At 51.0% G+C, this 18,779-nt stretch carries 14 protein-coding genes; 2 read left to right on the forward strand and 12 right to left on the reverse strand.

The window, feature by feature from the left end:
• Positions 1-123: 123 nt before the first annotated feature.
• The 5 genes from SH449x_RS03165 to SH449x_RS03185 all read right to left on the reverse strand — a co-directional run bounded on the left by SH449x_RS03165 (position 124) and on the right by SH449x_RS03185 (position 8,465).
• Positions 124-1,896: an outer membrane protein assembly factor BamB family protein gene (locus tag SH449x_RS03165; RefSeq protein WP_482379867.1), complete on the reverse strand. Its 1,773-nt coding sequence runs from the start codon at positions 1,894-1,896 to the stop codon at positions 124-126.
• A gap of 232 nt (positions 1,897-2,128) precedes the next feature.
• Positions 2,129-4,546, reverse strand: a complete 2,418-nt coding sequence (locus tag SH449x_RS03170; RefSeq protein ID WP_482379868.1) for a tetratricopeptide repeat protein — start codon at positions 4,544-4,546, stop codon at positions 2,129-2,131.
• A gap of 195 nt (positions 4,547-4,741) precedes the next feature.
• Complete coding sequence (locus tag SH449x_RS03175; protein WP_482379869.1) at positions 4,742-6,199, reverse strand: outer membrane protein assembly factor BamB family protein; 1,458 nt, start codon at positions 6,197-6,199, stop codon at positions 4,742-4,744.
• A gap of 439 nt (positions 6,200-6,638) precedes the next feature.
• On the reverse strand, positions 6,639-6,854 hold the full coding sequence (locus SH449x_RS03180) for a hypothetical protein (RefSeq protein ID WP_482379870.1): 216 nt from the start codon (positions 6,852-6,854) through the stop codon (positions 6,639-6,641).
• Between the two features lie 33 nt (positions 6,855-6,887).
• A complete protein-coding gene (locus SH449x_RS03185) occupies positions 6,888-8,465 on the reverse strand; it encodes a glycoside hydrolase (protein ID WP_482379871.1) in 1,578 nt (525 codons plus the stop codon).
• 186 nt (positions 8,466-8,651) lie between these two features.
• On the opposite strand from SH449x_RS03185, the gene SH449x_RS03190 reads away from it, so the two are divergent.
• Together SH449x_RS03190 and SH449x_RS03195 are read left to right on the forward strand one after the other, a co-directional pair.
• On the forward strand, positions 8,652-9,641 hold the full coding sequence (locus tag SH449x_RS03190; RefSeq protein ID WP_482379872.1) for a 3-keto-disaccharide hydrolase: 990 nt from the start codon (positions 8,652-8,654) through the stop codon (positions 9,639-9,641).
• A 92-nt stretch (positions 9,642-9,733) separates the two neighbouring features.
• Positions 9,734-10,492 (forward strand): GDSL-type esterase/lipase family protein, encoded by a 759-nt coding sequence (locus SH449x_RS03195; RefSeq protein ID WP_482379873.1) that lies wholly within the window; start codon positions 9,734-9,736, stop codon positions 10,490-10,492.
• A 46-nt stretch (positions 10,493-10,538) separates the two neighbouring features.
• Here the strand turns inward: SH449x_RS03195 and SH449x_RS03200 are convergent, their stop codons facing one another.
• The 7 genes from SH449x_RS03200 to SH449x_RS03230 all read right to left on the reverse strand — a co-directional run bounded on the left by SH449x_RS03200 (position 10,539) and on the right by SH449x_RS03230 (position 18,597).
• Complete coding sequence (locus tag SH449x_RS03200) at positions 10,539-10,886, reverse strand: P-II family nitrogen regulator (protein WP_482379874.1); 348 nt, start codon at positions 10,884-10,886, stop codon at positions 10,539-10,541.
• A 45-nt stretch (positions 10,887-10,931) separates the two neighbouring features.
• On the reverse strand, positions 10,932-11,507 hold the full coding sequence (locus SH449x_RS03205) for a hypothetical protein (protein WP_482379875.1): 576 nt from the start codon (positions 11,505-11,507) through the stop codon (positions 10,932-10,934).
• On the reverse strand, positions 11,504-12,463 hold the full coding sequence (locus SH449x_RS03210; RefSeq protein WP_482379876.1) for a formylmethanofuran--tetrahydromethanopterin N-formyltransferase: 960 nt from the start codon (positions 12,461-12,463) through the stop codon (positions 11,504-11,506). Before SH449x_RS03210 ends, SH449x_RS03205 begins: the two co-directional genes overlap by 4 nt.
• Positions 12,464-12,673: 210 nt before the next feature.
• Positions 12,674-13,963, reverse strand: a complete 1,290-nt coding sequence (locus tag SH449x_RS03215) for an alkaline phosphatase family protein (protein ID WP_482379877.1) — start codon at positions 13,961-13,963, stop codon at positions 12,674-12,676.
• The gene (locus SH449x_RS03220; protein ID WP_482379878.1) at positions 13,960-16,410 is read right to left on the reverse strand and encodes a polysaccharide biosynthesis tyrosine autokinase; all 2,451 of its coding nucleotides are present in this window, start codon (positions 16,408-16,410) and stop codon (positions 13,960-13,962) included. Before SH449x_RS03220 ends, SH449x_RS03215 begins: the two co-directional genes overlap by 4 nt.
• A 224-nt stretch (positions 16,411-16,634) precedes the next feature.
• Positions 16,635-18,254: a bifunctional phosphoribosylaminoimidazolecarboxamide formyltransferase/IMP cyclohydrolase gene (gene purH, locus SH449x_RS03225; protein WP_482379879.1), complete on the reverse strand. Its 1,620-nt coding sequence runs from the start codon at positions 18,252-18,254 to the stop codon at positions 16,635-16,637.
• Positions 18,255-18,339: 85 nt separating this feature from the next.
• A complete protein-coding gene (locus SH449x_RS03230) occupies positions 18,340-18,597 on the reverse strand; it encodes a hypothetical protein (RefSeq protein WP_482379880.1) in 258 nt (85 codons plus the stop codon).
• Positions 18,598-18,779: the final 182 nt, after the last annotated feature.

Genomic DNA, 18,779 nt, shown 5'->3' on the forward strand with positions numbered 1-18,779 from the left:
CGACCAGTCGCCGAAAGCGTTTATCATGTATGACGACAAGTAGCAAAAAAACGTTGGTACACACCTTGCAGTAGTGTCTAACCGCTGGATAGTGTCTAACCGCTGGATAGTACCGAATGCTGGTTATTGCTTTTCTCGTGCCCTAGGGAGTCTGTAGCATACCGCCTCGCGTGAGTTTCTAACGAAAAGTAAATCACCTGCCACTGCTAGATGGTTCCATGACTTCCCGTCCAACGCTTGGATTTTGTAGAGCTCGTTGTGCCCGGTCGGACTGGCTTCAATCAGCACTAGTTCACCGGTCTCGGACAACACAACAATCTGACTGGAATCAGCCAAGAGTAAGATTTGTCCCTTACCGTATCGTCCGCCTTTCCATTTTCTTTTCCCATCGGCTAGATCGATACAAGTCAAAATGGCACCGTCGTAGCCGTAAAGGTGTCCGTCATGCACGACCAAGTCATTGAAGTCGGGTTTCAGATTCCGCGTCGTCCAAAGCTCTTTAGCCTCGAGATTGCCGTTCACCTCGTCAACTTGAATCAACCTGGTTCCGACAACTTCATTCGAGATAACGATTCTTCGATCGTCGATTACGGCAGGTTGAAGAGCTCGGTAGCCTAGGCTAGGGAATGCGTAATCGAGTCGCATTTCACCGGTTCTAGGTTCTAGCAGCGACAACCCGGCGGCTGTCATCATGCCAACTAGTTCAAGCTCCCCAATTTTGATAAGGTGAGGAGAGGAATACGATCTGGAATCAACGGCAGCGGACCAGCGCAACTCTCCCGATTTAGTATCCATGGCGAGAATGCCTTTGTCCTTTTCACCTGCTGCGTGGATGATAACTAGATCGTTCCAAACAAGCGGAGAGCCAGAGTAGCCCCATTCTGGAGCTTGACGACCAGCAATGGGTCGCACGTCAACTTGCCAAACCAGCTTGCCCGACTTACCCTCTATTTTGCTCAGCCAACCCTCCGCACCAAACGTGTAGACGAACCCTTGATCAATCGTTGGCGTTCCGCGAGGCCCCAACCCACCTAATCCATCGAAAAATCTCGAGTACGTCGGAGTCGCCCAGAATGGACTTCCTGTGGACTTATCATAACATGCGACTGTTTCCTCTTCGCCACGTTGCTCGAGTGTTACCACCGCGTTACCCACCGCAGCAAAAGATGACCAACCGGGGCCAACTTGAATTCTCCAAATTTCAAGTGGTGGATTTGTACGCCAGTCTTTCTCGAACGTGATACCTTGAATGGTTCCGTCCCGCCCGTTTCCTCGAAACCCTACCCAATTATGATGCGGTTGTTCATCTAAATCAAAAGTCGGGCCATACTCAACTGCGTTACTGTCGTTCGATTTCGTTGGCAGGTTAGCGAGAAAGGACTCCTCTGGTGATGCTTTCCATCTCCAACTTAACCCAAAGGAAAAGTCTCCCCATGCCCCATCGTTTCGCAAGCACAAAGAAAAGGCGGCAGCGGAAAAGCCAATAAGTAATGAGACGACCGTTCTCCACCCTGCGGACGTCCTATGCATTAGCACGATTGCGATGCTAAATGCTACCACACACATAGGGAGAGTTAACACTATGAAGATTGGACCCAACATGGAACGATCGACAAATAGCCCGACAACCAGCAACGATGCTATCACACCGATCAATCCCAGCCCGCGTTCTTGGAAGGTAGCTCGGCTAAAAAGTAACCACCAAAGAATTAACAACAAGCTGACTAGCAAGGGACCAAAAGCCCCGACAGCCCAGACCATAGTTATCTCTGGAAACCAAGTCGGAAAATAGCGTGCGATACCGATTAGCGGAATGAGAAGTAGTGGAATCCAAATTCTAAGAGGGCGATTCGTAACGATTTCCGATGCTTTGTTATCTTGTTCGCTGACATTCACTTTGACATCCCTTTCGAGTCATTTTATCGGGCAGCTTACCATCCTCGAGTCGTTGTTAGGATTCGGAAAGCGTCTCGGCGGCTAATATACACGATTGGATCGTTCGCTGCACAAGAGGCTCTCGATGCGGAGCAACTCGGAATAGCAGCTCTGTAAATGCTCCGGACCGCGAACGCCCGATTCGAAACTCATCACTAGTTCCGCTAACCAAAGACTAAGCTGTCACCATTCGCTAGTCCTTTTGCCGCTCGAACGATAGGGTGGCAAAATCCGTGCTCGCACCCACTAAAACGAACCCAAAGGTATCTTGACCTTGCGAGACGACTCGACCAGTCATCGGTCCTTGTGTCTCGCTTTCCAAAGTTAGCAGACTCTCGCTGGTCGACAGCTTGCCTGACAACCGGGCGACAGCCTGGCCTTCGTTGGTCGCCTCCCAAGTAAAATTGCTATCCTGATCAATCCTTAAAAGAATCGATGTCTGCCCAACGCTTGCCTTCCATTTACCAACGAGATCGACGTTGATGCTACCGGCTTCGATGTTCGCCTTGAGGGTCGATTCGATTGCGGTCAGTAACCGCTTGGCCACTTCATCACGAGGGTCGTTTTCAACAACCGTTCTCAATGCTGTCGCTGCGTATTCGTCGTACCCAGCGACCAAATAGTGATAGGCCAATACAAAGTGACTGGCAGAGTCGCGCGGATTACTGCTAGCGTGACTTTCCAAACTGCGCAAGTGGGATGCATAGGTTTCGTCCGACCCATAGAAGTTGCTCATACTATCCCAGTCCATACCAGGGGCGACTCCTAACATCGCGTGGAGAACAACCGCTGCGGACTTGTAATCACCCAGGGCGAAAAAGGTCAATGCCCGGATCTCATGTAGTACAACATCTTGCGGGTCAACCGCGATCGCTTGATTCAATTGCTCTAACGATTCACGGTACGCACCTTTTCGGAACAACGCTTGCGATTGTTCGAACGAAGTCAAAGTCTGCGACGGATTCAGACCACTCGGTACACTGTCCCGATCTAAAGAGCCTGCCCCCAAGTTTTCCTGGGTCGAAAGCCCACTCACGCTACTGAACGCTAAAGGAACGCTGTAATCATGAACACTCGTGAAATCAAAGGGGAGTTCGTCCCAATAGGGATTGCAATACGACATGTTATTGCCCCACAGGAGTTCCGCATTACGGATCCCCCAAGCATCATAGCCCAACAGCAGCGGCGAGTAGCAGGCCGCACCCCAAGGACTCGTCCAGGTTCCACAGTACCAGTTGTGGTAGTGCACAGGAATGAATCGACCGTGCCACGCTCCCCCCCACGTTCCCCAGCCAACCGGTCCCCATCCAAATCCGCCCAAACCGACCGGTCCCCAGCCACCTACCCCCCAAGCAGGAGCATTCCACCCCCAACCTAGACCGAGGCCGCCCAAGAAAAGGTTGTTGTTGATCGTCTTGTTATGTACCTCTTGACGTGGAGGTTCGCTGGTTCCATTTTGACTATACGATTTGTCAGTTCGATAAGCGGGTGATACGGGTGTCGCATTGCCTTCCTTTCGATCAGCTAGATGATAGTACCCCTCAGGTCGTCGGTAAGTGCCCCCCCGAGTATCCGTTCCTCCCTTGACCTCGGAATCATTATCTGAGGAGACTGCGGATTTATCCGCTGGGTAAGGATAGCCGCTTCGATAGTTAGAGGAGCTGTTTTGATACTCAGAGGAACTGTTTTGATTACTAGGGGAATTATTGGAATAAGTGCTGGACCTGTTCGACGGAGCACTAGCGGATCCCGCAGAGGAATATTGCGTTTCTGCCGAAGAATATGGGCTTGCTCCGGAATATGGGCTTGCTCCGGAATACTGCGGTGCGGGAGGAGGGAACGCAGCCTGACTGCTATTGCTATTGGCTTGGCCATTGGAATACGGACTCGCAACCGATGGACGATACGCGGTTACACCATTTCCGTAAGTGCTCGAGTTATTGCTACTCAAGGCCGATGCCGTTGAAGCCGTCGACGAATAATTACCTTGAGACGTATTACTTGCACCGGCCCCTTGAGTCGGCGCGGCTTGGTACGCCCTATTCGCTTGGACTACGCTCGAGTTGGTTGAGCTTTGCGTGCCGGAATAATAAGTCGAGTAGTTAGATTGGGGTGAGACAACTCGGTAGTTGCCGTTAGTTTGCAAACTGCTGCTCGGCTGGGCTGTTGCGGTAGCGGCGGGACGAGTTTGTGCCGGTGCGACGGTGTATGATCCCTGAGCAGGAACCGATCGAGCTGGGGTCGCTGGATAAACACTTGCGGCACGTGTCCCTTCATAATAGCCCGCGCGAGCTGGCGCACTTGAAGCTGGGACACTTGAATAAGTACTGGAGTATCCCCGATTAGAATAAGCCCCTGGAGATGTGGTGTATCGCGGGGCCGAGTAGGCCCCACCACGATAGGAGCTGGCACCATATCCGCCTCCGTAACCGCCTCCGTAACCGCCTCCGTAACCGCCACGATAGCCACCTCCGTAACCGGCACCATAACCTCCTCCGTAGCCGCCACCTCTATTACCCCCCCCGCCGTAATACTGGGCATAGCTCAACGCGGTAAACAAGCTGAAATCGATGGTCACGACAAACAACACAAATGCCTTGAGGATCCTCATTTCTTGCCCCAATCCGTATACAGTTTCCGAAACTACGAATACGCCACGAATCTTTTTACGTCACATTATTCGAAGGAACATGTGTCGGGGCAACTGTCGGCATCGATCGATTTTAGCTGATTTGTGTGGATCTCACTTTGTCAAAAGTACACACGATTGGCGGCGTCACGGAACACTGTAGGTCGCGACGGCGTACTATTGTTTGCTTTGTTGCAATGCGTAGAGGCAATCCCCTCTTCGAATGAGCATTCGATCCTTGCAGACCACGACCGCATACTGACGGGGTTTGGTCTGCGGAACGCCGTTGCTATCCCGAACCTCGTTAGCAGGTCCTCCACGCTCAGGTGGTGCCGAAGCATCGGCATCGGCTTCCCAAAGTTCGTTGCTAGCGAGCCGACTTACCTCGGGACCTGTTGCGATGACCTCGGTTTTGCCAGTCTCTCCCACAAAGTAAATGCGATCTGCTACCGCGACCGGAGTTGCCCACACGCTTTGATTCAAACGCGTTACATATTTCTCTTGACCGGTCTGAACATCGAGACAAAACAAAATCCCCTGACGATCGGCAAAGTAAGCTAACCCGCCATGATGAAACGGTGAACAGAAACCACTCGAAGCCTTCGTGGAACGCCATACATAGTCAGCGGAGTAATTACCGTTTTCTCCCCGAACCGCAACTAGCCCGTTCGTGCCGATCGCTTCCTTCGATGGACCTCCCTCGCGACCAGCCGATGCACCGATGAGCAGCTTGCCCGGCTCGACCACACATGGCGTAGGAGACGAGTTACCCGTCAGCCCGTCCAAAAACCACAGTCGTTCTCCTGTTGCAGGATCTAGCCCTAGCAGATAACCCGAGGTGGGCTCGGCTGCCGGTCCTGGACGGTCAGCTCCCGCGTCATTACCGCCTCGACCTCGACTCGGTGCGGCCCCCGACGAACTCAACACCAAATGCTGCGACCCATCTGCCATGGGAGCCATAACCGGCGATGACCAAGACACTCCAGCGGGGGTGTCGACTTTCCAAACCATCTCGCCGCTAGCCTTGGCCAAAGCGATCGCATAAGGGTTCTCGCTTCTTTGGATCCATACGTATACCAAGGAGTCGGACTGCGCGAGTGACGATCCGATACCGTGGTTGGTCTGGATTGGCCCGTATTGCTCGACCAAATCTTTAGTCCAGAGTTGTTTGCCTTGATGATCCAACGCGACCACTTCACCGACCTCGAAGAAGCAGTAGACGCCATTTGCATCGACAACAGGACTCGGTGCGCTCCGTGCGATATAGTCTGAGTTCTTGCCTTCGTATTTACTGGTCTGTTCATGCCGCCACAATTCCTTGCCGGTCTCGAGATCCAGGCAAAGCACGCGTTGCTTCTCCTTGTTAGCTCCGTCGATCGTCGTTAGGAAAACCTGATTCCCCCAAACAACTGGGCTGCTCTGTCCGTAGCCAGCCAGACTTGCTTGCCACAGTACGTTCGAGTCCGGTTTCCATTCGACAGGAATACGATCCTCAGACACAGTGATCTCCGACTTGCCTATGCCCAAAAATCCCGGCCAGACAGCATCATTTTCAGCCGCCACTAAGTGCGTACCCGAGGCGATAGACGAGCTGATGAGAGCCCCCAAAACAACCCGAAAGCTTACCTTTACCATCTGTTACTCCTCGGCTTAATGAAACGCCTGTTAACGAAGCCATTCTTCCGACCCGATCTGACCCTGCGCTATGCCATAATATGCTACTCTTTTGCAATTCTGTTGCAACAGCAACCTGCGGTCTAGCCTAGCGCTACAGCCGCTTCTAGACGGATTTGGTAGCCATTCCCGGGATGTTCCGTTTGTGAAATCCCATTCCGGCATGGCCGATTCTTGGGTGTTTCATGAAAACAGGGGTGATATACGACACCAATGTCGAACGATAAGTGCATCGTGCGATAGAAACATCGTTCGTTGAAAGCATTGTTCGTTTTTAGTTTGCAAGCAGGAACGCTCTCTTGGCCAAACTGATTGCCTTCAAAGTTTGCACCGTGCGACTTCATCCGAAAGTTTGACTGACTGCCCCATTGAGCCCCGTCCCATTGGCGGTAGCGCTCTACTACCCGCTAGTCAGGTCAGCATCGGCTAAACTGTGTCGGGTCACCTGGCGATGGAGACAACCATGAGCAGTATCAAAGACGTCGATCAACTTCAATAGGAAGCCCACCGACGCATGACGGGCGAGGAGCATCTCTGGACGCATCGAGATTTTTGCCAATTCGGCAACATTGATATCGTAGGTCCACACATGGTTGCGCACGATACTGGTATTCAAAGTGCCCTTGAAAGGTTGCCCGTCTCATCGTGGCTACTTGGCAGTCGTTGCAATGACGGTAGTAATCGATTTTGGTAGCAACTCAAATCCTCGAATAGCTTCATACTCGATGTGATTCGCGTTTTCGTCGGTTAAATAAACCTTATGAGACGCAGATCCTTCTAGAATAATGTGCTGATCCATTTCCGATGCGTTTATCAGTACATAGACAAGCGTTTCGCCGTCTGGACTTTTAAACGCCGAAACCATAAGGCCATCTAAATCGTCTGGATCGTCGACTTTTACTCGAACGTAGCCTGGTCGAACAAATCGACTGTAGTGACCTAACGCCCAGAACGCTTTGGTGGTCTCGAGGCTGTGTGGCTCCAACGATGGCGCGATCTTGAGCAGACCATCTTTATAATCATAGGGGGTAACCGCCAGCCACCAGTGCCACGCGGAGACATTGAGGCGAACAAGATCACGATGCATCACCTTGGCTATATGAATGGCGAGTTGCATATCGTTCGCTTCGAAGCTTGATCCTGTAAAGGGTCTCGCGTCACCTTGGTCACCCAAGATACAGAACTCACTCATCCAGATCTTTGCGTCCGGCGAAACCTGCTTCACGTTCTCATAAGTCGTATCTCTTAGTTTTCCCAATCGATCCGGCCACGCATCGGAAAAATATCCATGCAAGGAAATCTTGTTTTCTAGTATGGCTCGCATCTCCGGGTCTCCCAGGAATTCAGGAATGTAGTTTCTAAATTTTCCTAGCCCCTTTCCGTTCAATCCCCCGTTATAGATTTTATCGTCGAAATCCCGTTTAAACTTATCGCTGAGGGCTGCGGTGTATTCCACTGCTTCCACTCCATCAACATGGACAGACTCTGCTAATCCCTTCTCGACCAGCTTGGTGTGTATGGCTCGGTAGAGGCTCTTGATATCCTTCACGTTGTAGGGGCAACCTTCTTGAGACTTGCCTCGCCAATCCCAGGTCGGTTCGTTGATAGGGCTCAGGTAGTTGACGGGAACGCCTACTGCTGGACTACGCAGATAATTTACCACCTCCACCAAAAAGCCTGCAAAGGCTTCTTCGAAGTTCGGATCAAGATTGGTTGAGCCGATTCCATTTCCATCGTTCGGATGAGTGAGGCCGTTTTTTGTTGCCCAGTAAGGTGGGCTATTCGCGAACGCCACAAAATCCACAACACCCCGCTGGTGAGCTTCTCGGAGCATGCGAATTTGTCCAACCTGTTGTCGGCTATCAATTTCCGCGCCAGGATAGGGAATCAAAAGCTCGGCACGTCGAAAAGGGTCCGGAATCAAGCTATCTGTCCCTTGCGACGCACTGCCTGCACCGATATTGAATCGCCAACCAGACAAACCGATACCCCGATCGGTGGAGAAAAGCAGGTCCGCCAGATGATCGATCGATTGTTCCTCGGCTGCGTCCATCCACTTACTGACTATGGGATTGATCGACCAAGCGTCCGAGGCACCAAAGCTGTCGATGGTTTGGTAAGTCACTTCGAGATCGACAACAAGCCTAATTTGCCCATGCAATCCATGCGTCCCGAGTCCCAGCCAAAATGCACAGAGAGTAAATAAAAGTCGAGAAAATCTCTGCATTCCTGACAATACCATTCTGTTCGTGGATGACGAGCCAGGCCGCTCGCCGCCAATTGATGGCTTCATAACGAATTACGTCCCGTGGTTGTTAACCTACCAACCTTAGATCACAATGCTAGTCTGCTTGCAATCGATTTCGATGAGCGAGCAAGCATACCCCTTCCCACCAAACCCTTTGGAGCCATCATGCGACGACTATTCCGTCGATTTTTACTTTCCTGCGTTCTCGCTTCTATGCCCACCGCATTCCTGGTTAATCCCATTTGCGGGCAAACCATCACCGATCCAGCCAAGGCCGATATCGACTACGAAATTCAAGGGGAATATGCCGGTCGAATCCAGATCGGGGATATCGATGAATCATGGGGAGCTCAGGTGGTCGCCCTCGGCGATGGTCAGTTTGAAATCATCGGTTTCAAAGGAGGACTCCCCGGCGATGGTTGGCTGCGAGGCGATGAATCGAATAAAACGCAGGGATCTAGAGAGGGAGATTATCTCTATTCTGAGGCGGACGCCTTTGAGCTTAAGATCGGAAAAGGCAAAATGGAAGTAATCGCGGAAGATCGCGTTTTGGTCACGCTCGAGAAAGTGGAGCGACAAAGTCCAACTCTCGGAATGAAGCCTCCAAAGGATGCCAAGGTTCTATTCGATGGCTCCAGCGTGGACCAATGGGTGAATGGCAAGCTGGTTGATGGTAAGTACTTGGGCGCAACCAATGTCTCCTCGAAACTAGCCCTCATGGATCACACATTGCATATCGAGTTTCGCACCCCCTTTATGCCTAAAGCTCGCGGGCAAGCTCGAGGTAACAGTGGCGTCTACATGCAAGGTCGCTATGAATTGCAAGTGCTTGATTCGTTTGGTCTAGAAGGAGCAGACAACGAATGCGGCGGGATTTATTCCATCAAGAAGCCAAAGGTCAACATGTGCTTCCCTCCGTTAGTTTGGCAGACATACGACATCGATTTCAAAGCAGCTCGCTACGAGGATGATAAGAAGGTTGAAAACGCCCGGGTGACAATCAAACATAACGGAGTAGTCATCCACGACAACCTCGAGTTACCACACGGAACTCCCGGCAACAAACCAGAAGGACCTGGACCGGAAGCATTGTTCTTACAGGATCACGGGGACCCTGTTGTCTTCCAAAACATTTGGGTCGTGACGCGCGACTGAGCGAGTTCTTTTAAACGCCCTACTACCATCTCAAAGTTTTCACGCATGGGTTAGTTGCCCATGCGTTCCTCCCATCCCACGGATACTTTACGATGAAATCCCTCCTCATTGGTCTACTAACCGTCACGTCGTTAGCTTTTGCGTTTCCCGGATCGCTTGGAGGCCAAGAGCAAAACGTTAAAGCCAGCTTGGCGATTCCATCTACCAACGAAGAGATGGAGGGGGTGGGGCCTGTGCGACGTTACGAATGGTTCAAGAACCTTTGGAATCAGAAGCGAAACGGGTGGGCGACCCGCGTTGAATTAGATCAGGGAGCAATCGTTTTCTTCGGAGACTCGATTACTCAAGGCTGGGGAGATGATTTCCAGAACAGATTCCCTGGATTGAAGCTCGCCAACCGCGGAATCAGCGGCGACACAACACGTGGCATGCTTCACAGAATGGAGGAAGATGTGCTGTCGCTCCAACCCAAGGGAGTGGTCCTGCTAATGGGGACTAACGATTTGGAGGAAAAGGCGGAACCATCGATGGTTAGCGCGAACGTCGAGCTTATCATCAAGCGCATTCATGAAAAGAATCTCGAAACACCGATAGTTCTCTGTTTAGTTTTCCCAGCGTCAGAGAAGAAATCTCGTCCAGCAGACAAAATTCAAGCCATCAATGGCTTGCTCTCTGAGCTGGCGTCTAAGTCTAAAAACGTGATTCTCGTTGACACCTGGACTATATTCGCCAACGAGACGGGTGATGCTAAGCCGGAAGAGTTCCCTGACCTGTTGCATCCGAACGAAGCCGGATACGCTAAGTGGGGAGAGTCGCTCCGTCCGGTTTTTCAACAGTTGGGCTGGGAATAGATCTGGGTAATGGGAATAGATCAGAGTGAGACGTGTTTCCTGCGGACTAGATTGCGTCTGGTCCGCGTTCCCCTGTTCTGATTCTTATGCATTCGTCCATCGGCACAACAAAGATTTTCCCGTCACCAATTTGTCCCTTCTCCCCATCTCGAGCACCTTTGAGAATGGCGTTAACGGTCGGTTCGACGAATTCATCGTTGACTGCGATTTGAAGCTGCACTTTTCGCACCAAGTTGGTGGACATGTCTTGACTGCGAAAAGCTGATTTTTGTCCCCGCTGCCTTCCGAATCCGAGGCAATCAAGAACCGTAAGCCGAAAAACTTCGACCTCAGTAAGAGCTTCTTTGACCTCTTCAAGCTTGGCGGGTTGGATGATGGCGATGACTAGTTTCACAGTTTTTTCCGAATGGAGTTGAGTGCGAGCATGCTTGCTGTATTCTCATGAAACGATGGCGGCAATCAACCCGAACACCAATAAAATTAAGGTGAATAACAAATTTGAGACTCCCAAAATCAGACCGATCCAGACAGCGGGCTTATTGTCGCTGGAGACTTCGCCCCGATGGATCCGCCCCAACTCTCCTACTCCTAGGTAAATAGCAATCACGGCGCAAACAGGTGCTCCCAAAATCGAAAGACAGAGTATCCAGGAACCGACTCCGAGAATAAGGATGGTGGTGGCTCGACTCTGTGTGACTAAAGTCGATTGGTTAGCCGCCACATCTACACGTCCTATCTGATCTCCAAAAACGTTAACGCTGGAAAAGCGTGGCAGACTCGAAGATTGCGGGTTCGCTGATGATATAGTTTCTTTCCACATCTTGAAGTCGGTGTAAAGTGAACCAGTCTGGCTTCGAACCTTACAAGTTTCGTTAACCCTGCCCTGGGATTCCCAAGCAAGGATGGTTGCTCTATCCGCAGGACCGAACTCTTGGCCGTTGGGGATTCGAACGAAAAAACGTTCTGATTCAGGTGCGGGATCACCTGTAGTGGGCTGGTTGGCGGACGTCGTCACTCTTGTGCCGTTTGGTGCAAGTGAGGATGAAGATAAATAAACGATTTGCCCAACCGGCCTCCGTAGTTACCAGCGCTGATGCTGTGTATGCCTTCAACTTGAAGTGCCGCATCGATAGATGCATACGTCGCCGAAGCAACTTGCTCCAGTGTGGAACCGTTAATGATAATCTCCATGATGGAAAGAACGCCGTCGGGCACCAAAGAGCGTTCGCCAAGTTTGCTTTTAAGAGTGGGGCAATACTCCGCAAAGGTACTTGCAATCAGGAATTTATAACTGCTGCCTGCCTTGCTGGCGCTCGCCGCTACGCCCCCTGGAAATGTCGTGATCACACCTGGGTGCTTGTCTGCGGCTTCTGCTGCCCGCTCCGCAGCCAAGATCGCGGCATCCTCGGTAAACCCAAGAAACCATAGATTGCCTCCCATGATTCCATCGGTGTAACCAAAGCGTCTGCTAAGAAAAAACTCTCCTCCAAGGGTTGGGATTGTCCAGCCTCTTTGGTCAAACTGTACTGTTCGACGCTGATGACCATCCCCAAAGAAGGCGATCTTTCGACCGAGTTTAAAGTAAGGATCGGTATCCAGAGCGTTGAAGCACCGAGTGGTTGGACAAGTCAACACGTTTTGGCTGAGCCTCGCGAGCATGACGCGCTCAAGGTGTTCTACTCGATCTTTGCGAAATCGGGGGACGTGGAACTGCAGATAGGCTCCGATCCTGCCGTCGGGAGTCTCCTGTCCAGGAGACTTTCCGTCGATTATTTGTTCAATGCCAGCTTCGCAATCACAGAGGATGGTACTGCTAGCATGACCGGTTGCTGCTTGGCAAGCAGCGAGAAGCCACTTTTCATCTCGAGCCGTTACGAGCACACGTCCATACAAGCTTCGGAAAGCTTCTGCATAGGTATCGACGACTAGGGATTTCCAGTTGGGGTTATCCAACCATGGTTTCTGTGTCATGAAAATTGATCATTACGCGAAAAGGTAATTGAATTCTATCCTGCAGATTGTAGCGAAAATCCACGCATCACTCGAGGCACGTTCAATGGATTCAGCCTGCGTCAGAGAACGATCCCGAAAAACATCGATTGCAGTTATCGAAAACGCCAATTCCGTGACTGCCGCGCGACAGCCGAAGTACTCAAGCGAGAAGCATGTTCGTATGCAGCGCTAAATAGAGGGATAGCCTAGCAAATTTCTTATATAGTTGGCGAATAGCTCCATCCTATCCGGAGCGTCTGGACCAATCACAATTGGTCCTTGAGCCGGCGAAGTGATCACACCGTGGCTTCCCTTCACCAGTGTGGCATCGAGAGGAATGACATCCATTTTGTAGCGAAAGCCGAGCTTCTTTTGCGCGAGCCTACCCATGGCTCTTAATTTGGAGGTCATGAATAGTTCGACCGGATCGTAACCAGGCTTGCGGTGGATATCAACCGTTCTTGCAAAGTCTGGTGCTGCTCTGTCATCTAACCAATAGTAGTAGCAGAACCAACTGTCCGGCTTGGCGAGTGCGATAAGCTCTCCGGAGCGTCTGTGCCCCAAATCAATCTCAGAGGGATCCACGACGCGATCGACTCCCTCGGTTCGTTCCAATAGATTCCGAACGTGAGCAACATCCGAATTTGCTCGAACGTAAACATGTGCAACTTGGTGGTCCACCACGGCAAACGCTTTGGAATCACCTGCCATAAGCATTTCACCGAAAGGGCCGTTTCGAACGTCGAGCCAGCCCTCCTGCCGAAGAACTCGGTTCAGGTAAATCGGGCGACTGACTGGCACCAAACCATATTCCGACACTACAACCGGGGTCGTGCCAACCTCTCCGCAGGCATCGATGATTCTCTTCGCACAGCGATCAACTTCCTCGACTCGCTTGTGATCAGGTACGGTAAGTCGTTGAAAGTCGTAGTCCAAATGTGGTAGGTAGACTAAGGTCAGGGGCGGCTTGTTCTTTCGCAAGACGAGCGAGGCCGCCTTGGAGATCCATTCGGAACAGGGCAAACCAGCGTTGGGTCCCCAGAAAGTGAAAAAGGGAAAGGCTCCTAACTCGTCAGTCAGATTGCAATCGGTTCGATCGATGATGTCAAAGACCTTTGACCCATCGCATCCGTAATGCGGTTTAGGGGTGACACTCCAGCGGGCACCGGAATGCTGATTGAACCACCAAAAGATTTTGGCTGTTTCTATCCCATCGTAAAGAATCGATTGACTATCAATAAGATTTCGTGACTGCTGCCAAAATCGAATTTCGGCGGTTTCGCGAAAATACCAACCGTTAGCGACAATTCCATGACCGCTAGGAGGTACTCCGGTAAGGAGTGTGGCTTGCGAGGTGCAGGTCACGGCGGGTATGGGGGGCGTCCAAGGAGTCGCCGTCCCGAGCGAGGCAATGCTGGGGGCATGCCGTAATAGCTCCGGCGTTAGCCCCACTACATTAATGACGCAGACTGATTTCATTCAGCCGTATTTGCCGCCGCTTTCCCGGATCTAGCACCCTTCTTGGGGGAATCGTCGGTGTAGTAGTCTCGTCCCACCATCGTGCCACCGTAATACCCCCCATATTGATAGGTACCTCCGTAGCCATATCCACCGTAACCGGACTTCCCGTACCCTTTACCACCGTAACCGTTATAGGAATCGTAGCGGTATCCCCCGTAGCCATATCCATTTGCCCCAACGCCAACTCCATTAACCACCACGCCAATCATATTGGCATTCATCGCATGAAGCATTTGCGATGCTCTAATCGCGATTGGCTTTAGGTTTCGTCTCAGCCGAACGGTCAGAATCACTCCATCGGAAACCGAAGCCACCGTTGCCGGATCGCTTACAACCAAGACGGGGGGAGTATCCAGAATAACAAAGTCATATCTCTCTCTTAGCTGTGAAATCGCATCTTGAAATCTCTCGCTTGAGAGGAGTTCAGCGGGATTTCCAGGCCTGCGTCCGCAGGTAAGGATATCAAGGTTTTCCACGCTCGATTTCTGAATTGCGTCTTCCAACGTCGCCTTTTCGTTGATGACTTGGACCAGTCCGGTATCCGAAGGGACACCAAAAATCTTCGCTACCCGCGGTCTTCTAAAGTCGCAGTCGACTAGACATACACGTCTGCCAGATTGCGCAATGGATACGGAAAGATTAGAAGAAATTGTTGACTTCCCGTCCCCTGGAACTGGGCTGGTCACTTGAATAACCTTGACGCCTGTTTGTTGATGATTGAAGAACAATGCAGTCCGCGTTCCGCGAATCGCTTCCGCAACTGCTGATTTCGGTTTATGAACTGTAACAACAGAAATATCAATGTTCGCATCAACACGTTTTCCACCCGAAAAGCTCGCAAGTGGTAGGTGCCCAACGATCGGCATTCCCAAATCGCTTGCAATCTCGTTTGGACCTCGATACGATCGGTCTGCAAGTTCTAGCAAATAGGCTAGGCCCAAAAATGCAGCAAATCCCAAAAACCCGGCAATTCCTAAGTATCTTAGTAGATTAGGTCCGACGAATGCCCCTATTGACGATTGCTCCAAGACTCGAACGGTTTTCTGATTGTAGTCCGTGGCAGCCAAAAGTTTATTTACAGCATTTGTAATTTCGTTGCTGGTCTTTCCCAAAGCTTCGAGACTAGCTTGACTCTCGAAGAACGCTGCAATGGATTTAGAGTTTTCTTCGACCCTCTTCCGGATTTGTTCAATTTCCTCGACATATTTCGCTCGCTCGCGACTTAGCTTCTTTACTCCTTCTTGTAGTGCAACTTTGCTAGTATTCAACTGCATTTCTACACTAGGAAGCGCGTCGGCAGCGTCTTCCCCCATCATTGTCTTGTAGGACTCAGATAATTCGAGCAGGTCATTTTTTCTGTTCTCCAAATCTTCTTCAAGAAGCTTTAGTCTTTGGCGGATGCCTTTGACGGTCGGGTGCTCTTCTCCTAGTCTGTCTAACTCTAATTTGAGTTCCCTTCGTACAGGTGCTACTTCATTTTGATCAAATGTGAGGATGGCGTTGCGAAGTAACCTTAACTCTTCGTAGCCGAGCTTAGAGTTCGCGGATTCTTGAAGCCGTTCTAAGTTTTCCGTAGAACTGGAAGCAATCAGCCGAAGTATTGACTCGGAGGACCGGCCCTCGGCCTGAGCCTCCGCTATCTGGTCGAGCAAAGAGACTACGCTGTTCTTACGAAGATCCAAGTCAACGATAGCTTTCTCCAACGTAAGCAGTTTCTCGGCAAGTGGATCTCTCGGGCGTCCCTCAATCCACCTTAGACCGTCGTTTCTCATCAACAATTCGGTGTTTCTCTGAAGCTCTTCTTTGCGATTTTCGTACTGTTCGTCGTACTTTTTCAGAGCAGCAATGGCATCGGTGGAGGATGTATCCAACTTTTCTGAAACATACTCTCGATACCCATCAACAACAGCCTCTAAAGCTTTGCCGGAAAGTTCGGCATCATCAGAAGTGACACTTACCAAAATCACATTGGTATCGGCATCCTTGCTCGCAAGCTTTGCGACAAGTACCCGCTCCTCTTTGAGCCATTCGAGAATAGCCGGGGTGGTAAGGTTGGCCAGCTTTGGATGGTTGTCGAGTCCCCCTCGCCGAATGGCTTTTTCCAGAACTCGTGTACTCCGAATCACCAATAGTTCGTCCGAAATTGTCTTCGGAGCCACATAGACACCTCCAGCCTCGATGGGTAATTGCCTCATACCCGGAGACTCGACGTTCAATAACGCATAAGCCTCGTACTGTGGCGGCCGTTGATTATAAACCAGGAAGCCGATCGTTAGTCCAATTGCTCCTCCAAGGATTGGAAGCCACTTCCATCGCCAAAGTAATCCGAATAAATCAACACCCGGATTCTGAGCGTTTTGATTTTGCTGCGAAAGAGAATCAGCGGTGACTTGGTTTGGTTCCATATTGCCTTCAGAAGCAAAAGAGCAGGTTTCTTATGGTTTGCGAAGCAATGCGTCGCAGTCATCATTCTACGCGAACGATTTCAGCAATCCAGTAAAACGATTACCTACCTTAAGCAATTATTCCTACAAACAAAGAAAAGATCGAACAATTTCGATTAGATCAATCGATCGGATTTCCTGGATTATGAGGGGTAGTCTGAGGACAAGGTTCCAGTACAAGACCTTTAATGTCGGAAATGACGCTGCCCGGTGAAGATCATAGGGATCCTGTGCTCATTACATGCCGCAATGACCTCAGCATCTTTCTTCGACCCTCCAGGCTGGATTATGGCTATCACACCCGCTTTAGCCGCTCGTTGAATGGAGTCTGGGAACGGGAAGAACGCGTCAGACGCCAAAATGCTGCCCTGAGAGCGATCCCCAGCCTTCTCGATGGAAATCTCCACACTGTCAACACGGCTCATCTGCCCCGCCCCGACCCCAACCAGAGCAGCATCCCGAGCAAGGACAATCGCGTTACTCTTCACGTGACGAACCATCTCCCAGCCAAAAGCAATGTCGTCCCAGAGTTCATCAGCCACAGCCACCTCAGTAACCGTTTTCCATAAGAGATTGGTAGGTGGCTGATTGTCGGCAACCTGAACCAATGCTCCTCCACCGATCAGCTTGTAATTTCGTTCGTAAAGTTGTGGCCCGAAATCACCGGTTGCCATCAATCTGACGTTTTCCCGCCATTTCGGCCTCGATTTCAATATCTCCAGCGCACCATCAGTGAACGCCGGCGCAACGATGGCTTCCACGAAAAGCCCCGGCTCGCTCAACACCTCGGCGGCCTCTTCATCAACGGTGCAATTGAAGCCCAATACTCCACCAAAGGCACTGAGAGGATCCCCCTCCAAAGCTTTCCTGCACGCATAGGATCCTTTATGGGCTGACGCCGCCCCACAAGGATTGTTGTGCTTGATCACTACACAGGATGGCTTGGCAAAACACCGAACCATGTTCAACGCCGCGTCCAAATCCAAAAGATTGTTAAACGACAGCTCCTTACCGTTCAGTTGCTTGGCATCCACCAATGTGCCTGGCTGCTTGCCAGGAAGCCGGTACAGCGCCGCCGATTGATGTGGATTTTCTCCGTACCGCAACGGCGTTACCAGCTGCATTGGGATGTTGATACTGCTCGGAAAAGCATCAGAGGACTCGTAAACCGTCGCCGACTCGAGCTGTGCCGACAAATAAGCCGCAATGGTCTCATCATAACGCGACGTCGCAGCAAAACATTCCGCTGCGAGTTGACGTCGTAACTTCATGGAGGTCCCGCCCGATGATTTCAATTGCTCAATAATCAGCGAATACTGTTCCGGACGGGTCGCGACTGCCGTGAACGCATGATTCTTTGCGGCAGCACGAATCAAACTCGGGCCTCCAATATCAATCTGTTCTATCGCTTCCGAACAAGTCACTCCCTCACGAGCTATGGTCGCAGCAAAAGGATAGAGATTCACTACCACCAAATCGAATGGCTTAATCCCATGAGACTCCATCGAATCCAAGTCTGCCGGGACCGTGCGCCGCGCAAGTATCCCCCCAAAAATCTTAGGGTGTAACGTCTTAACCCGACCATCCATCACTTCCGGAAAGCCGGTGTATTCCGCTACGTCCTTTGCCTCCAAGCCAATCTCAGTAAGGTACTTCCTCGTACCTCCTGTACTGTACAGTTCTACGCCAGCCGCCACTAACTCCCTGGCGAAAACATCTAAACCGGACTTATCACTTACGCTAATGATTGCTCGGTAGATGGGGCAAAGATCAGGCTGCTCGTAGGTCGTATTGGAATGGGCCACAGTGGTTTTGCAATTTCAAGGGGATTAGAAAGACGCGGAATCTTGTGCGACGATTTGTCACCGAACTCCTCCGCCCCCAATCGTCTCAAAACGCCGGGGATTGGCAACCCTTGATCGTTTCTTCTGACAGTAAGTTTTCGATTTGACCGTTTAATTGATCTAAATCCTGGATCACACGGTCGTACCTATCTATCAGCTCATTCAGAGTCGCTATTTCGTGCTCTTCTAGCGCGATGTTAGGGATTTCTCCCTCTAGGACACTGATATCGTCCTGAATGCTCTGGAGCGCTAACTCTGCCGATAGATCTACGGGAGCCGCCTCGTTGTGATGTACTTCTTGCATAAATCGAACGGAAGTAAGAGCGTCAAATTAAGGGCATTTGAGGTAACAGTTTGCGAGTCGAAGTCCGCTGGGACGAAACGCCCAGCTTTGTTCTCGGCAACGACTCGTTCGATTTGCACGAAACTGACAGACGTTAGGGTTGGCGAAGATAAGAAGACTTTATGGGCTAGGGACGATCTGCC

The organism is Brakhagea baltica (assembly GCF_052161605.1).
Lineage (GTDB): Bacteria > Planctomycetota > Planctomycetia > Pirellulales > Pirellulaceae > JBKCUI01.